This window comes from Kitasatospora sp. NPDC059571 (assembly GCF_042735675.1).
Taxonomy (GTDB): domain Bacteria; phylum Actinomycetota; class Actinomycetes; order Streptomycetales; family Streptomycetaceae; genus Kitasatospora.
The window spans coordinates 1-7,503 of sequence record NZ_JBHWBW010000391.1; the positions used below are offsets into that span (position 1 = coordinate 1).

Annotated in this window: 8 protein-coding genes; 1 reads left to right on the forward strand and 7 read right to left on the reverse strand. The window is 75.3% G+C overall.

The window, feature by feature from the left end; all coding sequences use genetic code 11:
* Positions 1 to 170 precede the first annotated feature (170 nt).
* From ACFV0G_RS30655 to ACFV0G_RS30665, 3 genes are all read right to left on the reverse strand, one after another.
* The gene (locus ACFV0G_RS30655; RefSeq protein ID WP_380555084.1) at positions 171 to 824 is read right to left on the reverse strand and encodes a DUF305 domain-containing protein; all 654 of its coding nucleotides are present in this window, start codon (positions 822 to 824) and stop codon (positions 171 to 173) included.
* Positions 825 to 877: 53 nt separating this feature from the next.
* Complete coding sequence (locus ACFV0G_RS30660) at positions 878 to 1,570, reverse strand: DUF3105 domain-containing protein (RefSeq protein ID WP_380555072.1); 693 nt, start codon at positions 1,568 to 1,570, stop codon at positions 878 to 880.
* A gap of 114 nt (positions 1,571 to 1,684) precedes the next feature.
* On the reverse strand, positions 1,685 to 2,266 hold the full coding sequence (locus ACFV0G_RS30665) for a hypothetical protein (protein ID WP_380555074.1): 582 nt from the start codon (positions 2,264 to 2,266) through the stop codon (positions 1,685 to 1,687).
* 297 nt (positions 2,267 to 2,563) lie between these two features.
* Here ACFV0G_RS30665 and ACFV0G_RS30670 point away from each other — a divergent pair, with 297 nt between their 5' ends.
* A complete protein-coding gene (locus tag ACFV0G_RS30670) occupies positions 2,564 to 4,711 on the forward strand; it encodes a hypothetical protein (RefSeq protein WP_380555076.1) in 2,148 nt (715 codons plus the stop codon).
* 18 nt (positions 4,712 to 4,729) lie between these two features.
* On the opposite strand, the gene ACFV0G_RS30675 is transcribed toward ACFV0G_RS30670, so the two are convergent.
* The 4 genes from ACFV0G_RS30675 to ACFV0G_RS30690 all read right to left on the reverse strand — a co-directional run bounded on the left by ACFV0G_RS30675 (position 4,730) and on the right by ACFV0G_RS30690 (position 7,171).
* Positions 4,730 to 5,341 (reverse strand): TetR/AcrR family transcriptional regulator, encoded by a 612-nt coding sequence (locus ACFV0G_RS30675; protein WP_380555078.1) that lies wholly within the window; start codon positions 5,339 to 5,341, stop codon positions 4,730 to 4,732.
* 128 nt (positions 5,342 to 5,469) lie between these two features.
* Positions 5,470 to 5,631: a hypothetical protein gene (locus tag ACFV0G_RS30680; protein ID WP_380555080.1), complete on the reverse strand. Its 162-nt coding sequence runs from the start codon at positions 5,629 to 5,631 to the stop codon at positions 5,470 to 5,472.
* A gap of 305 nt (positions 5,632 to 5,936) precedes the next feature.
* Entirely contained in the window at positions 5,937 to 6,764 is an 828-nt protein-coding gene (locus ACFV0G_RS30685; RefSeq protein ID WP_380555082.1) for a tyrosinase family protein, read from the reverse strand.
* 47 nt (positions 6,765 to 6,811) lie between these two features.
* Positions 6,812 to 7,171, reverse strand: a complete 360-nt coding sequence (locus ACFV0G_RS30690; RefSeq protein ID WP_380555086.1) for a tyrosinase cofactor — start codon at positions 7,169 to 7,171, stop codon at positions 6,812 to 6,814.
* Positions 7,172 to 7,503 lie beyond the last annotated feature (332 nt).

The window sequence follows — 7,503 nt, forward strand, 5'->3', positions numbered from 1 at the left end:
GCTGGGGGGCGCCTCGGCTCCGGGGGCAGAGCCGGACATCGGCCCCGACGCCCGCGGGCCCCCGCGGCCGGGGCTACGGGTGCCCCGGGCGTCGGATGCCCGCGATGCTCAGCCGGTCCAGCCGGTCCAGCCGGTCCAGCCGGTTCAGCCGGTCCAGCCGGTTCAGTCGGTCAGGAGAGCGGCTTTGCGCCGCGCTTCTGCAGCATGTCCGTCATCAGGTCGATCTCGGCCCGCTGGCCGTTGACCATGCTCTGGGCGAGCCGCTTCTCGACCGCGTTGGTGGCGCGGTCGACGTAGCCCTGGGCCATCGCCACGCCGCCCTTGTGGTGCTCGATCATGAGCTGGAGGTAGAACACCTCGGCGTCCCGGCCGCTGAGCTTGCGGAGCTTGTCCAGGTCGGTGTTGGTCGCCATGCCGGGCATCAGCGAGCCGTCGTGGGCCTGGTAGGTGTGGCCCATCCAGGCCATCGGCCTGGCCGCGGTGCTCTGGGTGAGGCCCCACTGGTCGAGCCAGCCCATCATCATGCCGCGCTGGTTCGCCTGCGTATTGATCACGTCGAAGGCGAGCAGCCGGACGGACTCGTCCTGGGTGCGGTCGCGGACGATGAACGACATGTCGATTGCCTGCTGGTGGTGGGCGGCCATGTCGCGGGCGAACCCGGCCTCGGGGGAGTCGCTCGCGGGGGCGGCGGCCGCCGAGCCGCTCGCCGAGGTCCCGCTCGCGACCAGGGCGGGGACGCCCAGGCAGAGTGCGACCGCGGCCGCCAGAGCGGCCGGCCACCAGAGCGCCCGGCGGCGCGGGGTGCGCGCCGCCGCGCCGTCCACCGCACTGTCCGCGTCGTCCCGCCGGGCGTCTGCCGCGGCCTTCCCGGGGCGCGTCACTGCATCGCACCCTGGCTGCAGGAGGCGCCGGGCTCCTGGGTCTGCGGGCCCTGGACGTACTTGGTGAAGAACTGGTCGACCCGCGGGTCACTGGCGCTGTCCACGACCAGCTGGGTGCCCCAGGCGCTGAGGGTCACGGTGCCCTTCTCGTCCGGGTAGGGGCTCATGAACGAGTACGGCGTCGCCTTGACCTTGGTGGAGAGGGTCTTGATGTCGGCGGCGGAGGCCTTGGAGCTGTAGGTGACCCAGACCGCGCCGTGCTCCATCGAGTGGACCGCGTTCTCGTTCTGGACGGGCTTGTCGTAGACGTCGCCCATGCAGTTGAGCCAGACCGGGTTGTGGTCGCCGCCGACCGGCGGGGTCTGCGGGTAGGTGACCTTGGTCTCGACGTGGTTGCGGGACAGGTTGTCGTACGTCTTCACGCCGGTGATCGGGGCCTTGGCCGCCTTCGCCTTCTCGTCCTTGGTGTGCTTGGCGTCGAGGGCGATCCAGGCACCCGCGCCGATCATGCCGGCCAGCAGCACGCCCGCGGCGGTGAAGGCGATGATCTTGTTCCGGCGGTCGCGGCGCTTCTCGGCCTCCCGGAGTTCGGCGATCCGCGCCTTGCGGTCGGCCTGCCGGTCTGCCTGGCTCTGGCGGTTGCCGGGGTTGCCCGACGTCTGCTTGGACTGCTTGGAGGCGGAACCCATGAGTTGTCCTTGTCTCCGCCGTGCGCGGGCACGGCGGTATGGCGAGAGGGGGGTGGGGGTGCGGAGCCGACGGGCGCCCCGGAGCGTTCCGGGGGCGGCCGGCGGTGGGTTCCGCTAGGTCCTCTGGACCTGCAGCACATGGAGATCGGGAGCCGGACCGGAGACCGCCGGGGCGGCGACCGGTACGGTGACCGGCGTCGTGCGGACCGCCACCAGCAGCGGCAGTGCGACGGCCGCGGGCTGCGGCGGGGCGTTCGGCAGTTGGGCCTCGGGCCCGCAGAACGGATGGCTGCTGCAGCCCTTGCCCGGGCCGGGCATGCCGCCGTCGGCCGGGCACCAGATCACGGAGCCGCCCGGATCGTCGGCCCAGGACACGGCGGCATGCTGTCCGGCACCGTGGGGGGTGCGGGAGTCGACAGCCGACGCGGCCGAAACGGCCGGCGGGGTCGCTGCGGTCGGCGGGGTTGCTGCGGCCGACCCGGGAAGCGCGGCGGTACCGGCCGACGCGGTCGGCGCCGGAGCAGGGGCCGCCGAGGGGACGCTGGCGGCGTGCCGCCCCACCGCCTTCGCGCTGCCCGCACACGGCAGCAGCGCCAGCAGCCCGGTGACCAGGAGCGCCCACAGCACCACGGCCGGACGGCCGCCCGCGCGAACGGGCCACCCCGGCTCGGCGGTGGTGGCTGCAGGCGCGGTCATGCGCACATATTAATGGGCTGATCGTGTGATGCGATGCCCCTCTTGGCCCATGTATTCGGGCGCGTGCGGCCCGGTGCGCCCCCGATCGGTCCCGGCGCCCCACCGGTTCCCGATCCGCTGCTGACCCGGTGCCCGACCCGGTCCCGCCGGTGGCCGGATCCCGCCGCGCCACCCCGTCCCACGTGTCCCGTTGTCCCCGAATCCCGGACACCGTCGTTCTCGTTGGGGAGAATCGACGTCGAGTCCGGCGACCCAGCCCGCTCGGCAGACGGCAGACACGGTACGAGGAGCCGCCACGTGAGCAACCAGGGCGCACCCGCGCATCACCGGCCGGACGACGACTGGTGGCACACCGTCTACGCGGGACCGGCGGGCACCCTGCCCGACACCCCGGACGGCGAGGCGGGCGAGGGCAGCGTCGACGACTGGTTCGACTCGGCGGTGACACTCATCGGCGCCCAGCGCACACCCCCGGCCGACCCGCCGGCACCGGTACAGCCACCACCGGCGAACCCTCCGGCGTCCGTGCGCATGCCCACGCCGGTGTCAGCCCCCGAGGCGGCTGCCGCACTCGACCTCGACCCGCTTCCCGAGACCCGGCCCGGGCCTGAGCCCGTGCCCGTTCCCGGCCCGGTGGCCGGAGTGCCCGCGGCCCGGCGGCCGGATCCGCCGGTGATCGGCTCGGAGGTCTCGGAGGCCTCGGTGACCTCGGAGGCCGCGGTGACCTCGGTGACCTCGGTGGGCGAGCCCACGGTCGACGACTGGTTCGACTCGGCGATCGGCGTCTTCGCCGTGCCCGGTCCCGACCCTGACCCCGACCTCCCTCCCGCGCCCCGAGCCGAAGCGGCACCCGCACCGGCACCCGCACCCGCACCGGCACCCGCACCCGCACCGGCACCCGCACCCGCACCCGCACCCGCACCCGCACCCGCACCCGCACAGGCACCCGAGCCCGAGTCCGCGCCGGCACCCCCGGCGGCTGCCGTACGGCAGGCCGAGCCCGAGCCGGCCGCCGCGAACGAGCCCGCGGCCGAGGCCGTGCCCGCGTCGCCGCCGTCGGCTCCCCCGACCACCGACGAGGCACTGCCGCCGCTGCCCGCACGGCGCCGTACCCGGCCCGTGCCGCAGCCGGACCACCCGCACGCCGCCGACCAGCAGTCCGTCCCGCAGCCCGCCCCGCAGACCGACCAACAACCCGGCCCGCCGCCCGCCCCGCCGTCCGACCGGCAGCCCGAGCGGCGGCAGGAGCCCGCGGCGCCCGCCCCGCTCCCGCGCCGACCCGATCCGCGCATCCCCCGGCTGACCGGGATCGGGTCCGCCATGGTCGCTCCGCGCACCCCCGCCGTTCCGGCCGCCCCCGCCGTTCCGGCCGCCCCCGCCGTTCCGGCCGCCCCCGCCGCACCCGCGCCTGTCCCCGCCGCCGGCACTCCCGCCGCCACCACGCCCACCCCCGTGCCGGCCGTCCCGCCGCAGCCCGCGCCGCGTCGGGAGCCGTTCGCGGCGCCGGTTCCCTTCGTCGGCGAACGGCCGCCCACCTACGCGCCCGAGCCCACCGCCCTGCCGGCGGTCGAGCCGGACGGCCTGGCGGCGATCGTGCCGGACACCGTGGTCGACGGCGCGCAGTACGGCTCCGCGATACTCCGCGCGGTCTCGGTGCGCGGCGACTCGGCCCGCTTCCGCGGTGAGCCCCGTCGCGACGCGCTGCTGGTGACCCGGTTCGGGGAGGGGGCCGACGGCCTGCTGCTCGCCGTCATCGCCGCTCCGGGGCGGAGCGACGAGGCCCCGCTGGCCTCGGCCGCGGCCGGGGAGGCGGCCCGGCAGCTGGCGGCGGCGATCGGGCGCAGCCGCGCCGAACTCGCCGCCGATCTGCGGGCCGGCGCCCGCGACCGCCTCCGCTACGGCCTCCAGCGGCTCACTGCCCGGGCGGCCGCATCGCTGCGCCCGGCCGGCGACCACCCGGGCGGCGAGCACCCGGGCGGCGACCAGGCGAACGGCTCTGCCGGTCCGGCGGAGCCGGCAGAGGGGGAGTCCGGTTCACTGCACTGCCTGATGGTGTCGCTCGACCCTGCGGCCGGGCACCGCGCCGCGTTCGGCACCGGCCCGGGCGGGCTGTTCCTGCTGCGTTCCGGCCACTGGATCGACGCCTACGCGGCCCGGCTGCTGCACCACCCCGACGGTGAGCCGCCGGCTCAGGCCGCCCCGCCGGCGACGGCGCCCCGGCCGTTCCGCTTCCGGCTGGTCCCGGCGACGCCGGGGGACATCCTGCTGCTCTGCACCCCGGGCCTGGCCGGGCCGATCGCGGACGAGCCGGCCGTCGCCCGCTTCCTGTCGGGGCACTGGGCGCATCCGCACCCGCCGGGCACGGTGGACTTCCTGCGGCAGGTCCAGGTCCGGGCCAAGGGCTACGCGGACGACCGTACGGCGGCGGCGCTCTGGACGGAGTGAGCGCGCGTCGGCCGGCGGTCAGCCGCCGAGGAGCGCGGTGACGACCGAGTCGACCTGGGCGAGTGCGTCGGTGCGGTCGGCGCCCGGCAGGCCGATGGCGAGCGGAACGGCGAGCCCGTCCAGCAGGGCGCGGAGCTGGCGGGCCCGGTCGTGGACGGCTCCGGGCCCGGCCGGGGTGCGGAACTCCCCGGCGGCGATGCCCTGCTGGAGCAGTGTGACCAGTTCGGCCTGCCAGGGGGCCTCGATCTCCAGCTGGCCCTGCCGGATCTCGGCGCTCGCGGGGGAGCGCCCCCAGACCTCGACCCAGAGGATCCAGCGGGGGTCGCCCGGGCCCTCGGGCAGGTAGAGGCCGGCGTAGGCCGCCAGGCGCTGCCGTGCGCTGAGGTCCTGCCGGGCCAGGACGTCACGGCGGCGCTCGCCGAGCTGGTCCTCGCTCCAGCGCAGCGTCTCCAGCAGCAGCTGGTCCTTGGACCCGAAGTAGTAGAGGAGGTGGCCGGCGCTCATCTGCAGCTGCTTGCCGAGCCCGGCCATGGTGAGCTTGTCGAGGCCGTTCTCGGCGATCGCGGCCCGGGCGGTCGCGTAGACCTCCTCGCGCGGCCGAGCGGCCCGGCGCGCCCGTGGTCCGGTCATCGCTTCGTCCTCCCGGTGGTCCGTGGTCCGCGGCCCCGGCGACCTCAGCCGGAGCGGCTCTCACGATACGGGGCGGACCGTCCCCGGCCGTACGGTGATCGGCTCCCCGGCCCCGCGGGCCCGCCCCGTCACCAGCCGCTGTGCTCCTGGCCCTCCACGGCCTCCTGCCGGCCCGCGTCCCGGCCGGCCTCGTACACCTTGCGGACGAACTCCGCGGCGCGCGTCTGGTCGAGGTCGTCGGTGATCCGCATCAGCTCGTCGGTGAACTCGATCAGCCAGTGTGTCGTCATGTCCTCATGACACCGTGCGCGACCCGGCGGCGCCCGCCGGATGCCGTCGGCCGTGCACCGCTCCGTGCGCGTACCACTCGTCCGGCGCCCCCGGGCGGGTCGGCGCGCCCCGCTCCGCGACCCCCGGCCGGCAGGCTCCGACGCCCGCACGCCCGCACGCCCGCACGCCCGCACGACTGCATAACCGCAGGCCCGCAGGCCCGCAGGCCCGCACGACCGCAGGCCCGCGGCCCGGGGAGGGGCGTGCGGGCCTGCGGGCGTGCCGGACTTCGGGCACGACGTCCCGTGACAGCGAGGGGGAGGACTCAGAAGGTGCTGTCGTAGGTGTAGTGCCGGGTGTGGTCGAGCATGTCGGCCGGGGTGGTGTCGTTCCACGGCTTCATCGGGGTGTTCAGGGCGCAGATGTTCGGCGTGCTGGCGGTCGGCAGGTAGCCCTGCTCGGGGTGGCGGCGCTGCCACTCGGCCCACAGCTTGTCGATGAAGCAGTGGTGCAGCCAGAAGACCGGGTCGTTGGGGGACATGCCGGTGCCCATCAGCCCGCCGACCCAGACGTGCACCCGGTTGTGCAGGTTGACGCCGCGCCAGCCCTCCAGCTGGTTGCGGAAGCCGTCGGAGGAGCTGTTCCACGGTGCGGCGTCGTACGTGCGGACGGCCAGCACGGACTCCACCTCGGCGCGGGTGGGCAGCTGGGCGACGCCGGTGCCGAGCGAGCGGCGCAGGTAGTCGCGGCTGTCCGGCCGGACGGTGATCGGCCACTGGCCGCCGGCGCCGGCGAACGGGCCGGTGGTGACCCGGCCGTCGCCGGAGCGGCCGTTGCCGCCGAGCAGGTCGGTGCCCCAGATGCTCGCCGTGGTGGTGCGGTCGGCGGTCCAGTCCCAGTAGGGGAGGGTCACCGACGGGTTGACCGACTGCAGGTCCTGCTCGAACTGGAGCAGGAAGCGCCGGTGCCAGGGCAGGAAGGACGGCGAGCGGTGCCCGGTGCGCTCGCCGTTGTCGGTGTCGCTGACGATGAAGCGGTTGTGGGTGCTGACGTAGCTGTCGTACCGGCCGGAGCGCTTGAGCTGGAGCACGGCGTCGACGAAGGCGCGCTTCTCCGCGGCCGTCAGGGTCGACTGGTTCTTGCGGACCGTCATGGGTCGTCCTCCTGGTGGGTGGGTGGTGGGTCGGTGCAGGAGGACGGTCAGACGACCGGGACGAGGGCTGCGCCCTGCAGGTCGGAGACGGCCGCGCGGGCCAGCGCCCGCGGGGTGGGCTGCGGCTGGTAGTGGTTGATGACGCTGATCCAGGTGCCGTCGGCGTTGCGCATGCTGTGCAGTTCGCGGCCGTCGATCAGGACGGTGAAATCGCCCGTGCCGTGGTGGTGGTGGCCGGATCCGGCGGCCGCGGGCATGCCCTGGATGCGGCGGCCGCGGTAGATCTCGTCGAAGGCCTGGTCGCCCTCGGTGCCCGCGGCGGAGGCGGACGTCCCGGCCGGGTCGGTGAGGCCGAGGACGGCGGTGCCGATCGCCGCGGTGAGGGCGACGCCGGCGCCCCGGAGCATGCGACGGCGGGTGAGTTCGGTGCTGTGGCCGATGTCGGACACGGTGGTCCCCCCTGGGTGGAGCGGATCTGGTGGATCCTCGGCGTCGCATGTGCTTGTGGCATATGTCAGAACGCCGGGCGCCACCATGCTCGCAACGCCGGCGGGGGCCGCGGAACCGGCGAACGGAGGGGGCCGATCGACAGACCGTTTTCCGGACATCGGTGAACGGTGAACGAACGGGGGTGCGCGGCCGCTCGGGCGCCCGAATGCGGGTGAACACCGGTGGAGCACCGGTGGTGCACCGGTAGGACACCGGGGGAACGCCGGAGGGCGGCCGGCGCCACCTCCGG

What these genes read in the sequence shown, in the direction of transcription:
- ACFV0G_RS30685 (WP_380555082.1), bottom strand. Translation starts at nt 6,764, where the DNA reads ATGACGGTCCGCAAGAACCAGTCGACCCTGACGGCCGCGGAGAAGCGC.
- ACFV0G_RS30660 (WP_380555072.1), bottom strand. Translation starts at nt 1,570, where the DNA reads ATGGGTTCCGCCTCCAAGCAGTCCAAGCAGACGTCGGGCAACCCCGGC.
- ACFV0G_RS30675 (WP_380555078.1), bottom strand. Translation starts at nt 5,341, where the DNA reads ATGACCGGACCACGGGCGCGCCGGGCCGCTCGGCCGCGCGAGGAGGTC.
- ACFV0G_RS30680 (WP_380555080.1), bottom strand. Translation starts at nt 5,631, where the DNA reads ATGACGACACACTGGCTGATCGAGTTCACCGACGAGCTGATGCGGATC.
- ACFV0G_RS30690 (WP_380555086.1), bottom strand. Translation starts at nt 7,171, where the DNA reads ATGCTCCGGGGCGCCGGCGTCGCCCTCACCGCGGCGATCGGCACCGCC.
- ACFV0G_RS30665 (WP_380555074.1), bottom strand. Translation starts at nt 2,266, where the DNA reads ATGACCGCGCCTGCAGCCACCACCGCCGAGCCGGGGTGGCCCGTTCGC.